The following is a 1549-nucleotide window of genomic DNA, read 5'->3' as shown; positions in this document are numbered from 1 at the left end:
ACTCTTCGATACGATCCGCATACTGTTCTATATTTTCCGGCGTGATTTCCGACATGAATGCATCTGCCTCCCTGCTCCATGCAGCATAGTCGTCCTCGCTCTCCTCATCCGTCTCAAAAACAGAAAGATATTCTTCTGCCGCTTCCGGATCTGCAAGATCTTTATCCAAAGGCAGCACAAACAACGCATTTATCCCCTCATAATTTTCTCTCCTTCTTATCGCGCCTGTAGTATTGTCAAATTTATAAGCCTCTTCGTTGTATCCGAATGCACTGCTTTGATCCGCATCTGATACGCAGAAATAGACTGTCCGATCTGCAAAAATCTCTATATTGCTGCATTCTGTCAGACGGTAGAGCGTCCCATCCTGAACAAATTCCGTATAAACGCCGTCCATTGACACAATATTCACCCTAATCGGGTCACATCCCTGTATCAGCGGCGATATAAAAAACCTCATGTTATCATATGCTGCATCGGAAAGATTCTCCGGCATCGGATTTCCGTCCGTTCTCGTTATAGCAGTGACAATATAGCTGCGGTCACTCAGGATGTCTCCGTTTTTTTCTGTAACATGTTCTGCCACATTTTCTCCTGACGCTATGCCGAGCAGAGTCACGTCAAAATTCTCAAAATGCTGTGTTTCATTAATTTCCATCGCGCCCTCTTCCGAAAATGCCCGGGCAAGCCTTTCATCTCCGACTCTCTCTGCTGCTTCTCCTGGGTTCAACAGCTTATATGCCGCATATGCGACTCCCGTTCCTGCCGCTAAAATAATCACAAGAGAAAAAACAATACCGGGAACCCATTTTCTTTTTCTTATCTTCATCTGATCCTTCTCCTTTATCTGATTCAGAATCTTCTGGTTCAGCAGCAGATCCGGCTTCTGATCCGGAGTCAGGGCTTGTTTTAAAATATGATCTAATCTTTCACTCATATAACATATACTCCAATTCTTTTCTTAAAATTTCCCTTGCCTGATGCATTCTGCTCTTTACTGTCCCTTTTGGTATACGAAGGATTTCGGCAATCTCTTCCACAGTTCTTTCTTCCATATAATAAAGCAATACTGTCACCTTCATTTTGTCAGGCAGTCGAAGGACGGCATCTCTTACTGTCTTCTGCATTTCTTCCTGAATTACTTTCTGTTCCGGTAAATCATCATAGGTATCCTCCGGTCTTATCTCTGCATCTTCATGGCCGGAATAATCTGCGTCCGCAATCCTTTTTCTCCACCCGGCTTTGCGTCTATGATTCTTCCATAAATAGACCGCTGTTGATAGAAGATAACTTTTCGGATTCCCTGCCATATCAAGATGCTTTTGTTTTTCCACTGCCCTCAGAAATGTCTCCTGATAGAGATCATCTGCTTCCTGCCTGTTCCCCGTAAGACAGCAGCAGAATGAGTAAATATCCGCACCGTATTCTGCTATAAACTGTTCCATTTCAACATGTGTCATAAACATTCTCCCGTAAGACGTCTTCAAGAGTGTGTTTGCTCTTCAATATTATATTGTAATAAATAAAAAAATGGTTCAAAAAAACACCC

Annotated in this window: 2 protein-coding genes; both read right to left on the bottom strand. The window is 42.9% G+C overall.

The window, feature by feature from the left end; all coding sequences use genetic code 11:
• On the bottom strand, positions 1–937 hold a 937-nt coding region (locus tag FNY66_RS15300), incomplete at its 3' end, for a hypothetical protein (RefSeq protein WP_150311675.1).
• Positions 930–1460 (bottom strand): RNA polymerase sigma factor, encoded by a 531-nt coding sequence (locus FNY66_RS15295; protein ID WP_162607909.1) that lies wholly within the window; start codon positions 1458–1460, stop codon positions 930–932. The genes FNY66_RS15300 and FNY66_RS15295, both read right to left, overlap by 8 nt.
• Positions 1461–1549 lie beyond the last annotated feature (89 nt).

The sequence above is a fragment of the Mediterraneibacter catenae genome (assembly GCF_008691045.1).
GTDB lineage: Bacteria > Bacillota > Clostridia > Lachnospirales > Lachnospiraceae > Mediterraneibacter > Mediterraneibacter ornithocaccae.
The sequence above is the reverse complement of the archived record's forward strand: the minus strand, read 5'-3'. Positions and strand labels throughout refer to the sequence as shown.

Coding starts and splice junctions, on each gene's coding strand:
- FNY66_RS15295 (WP_162607909.1), bottom strand. CDS start 1,460: ATGACACATGTTGAAATGGAACAGTTTATAGCAGAATACGGTGCGGAT.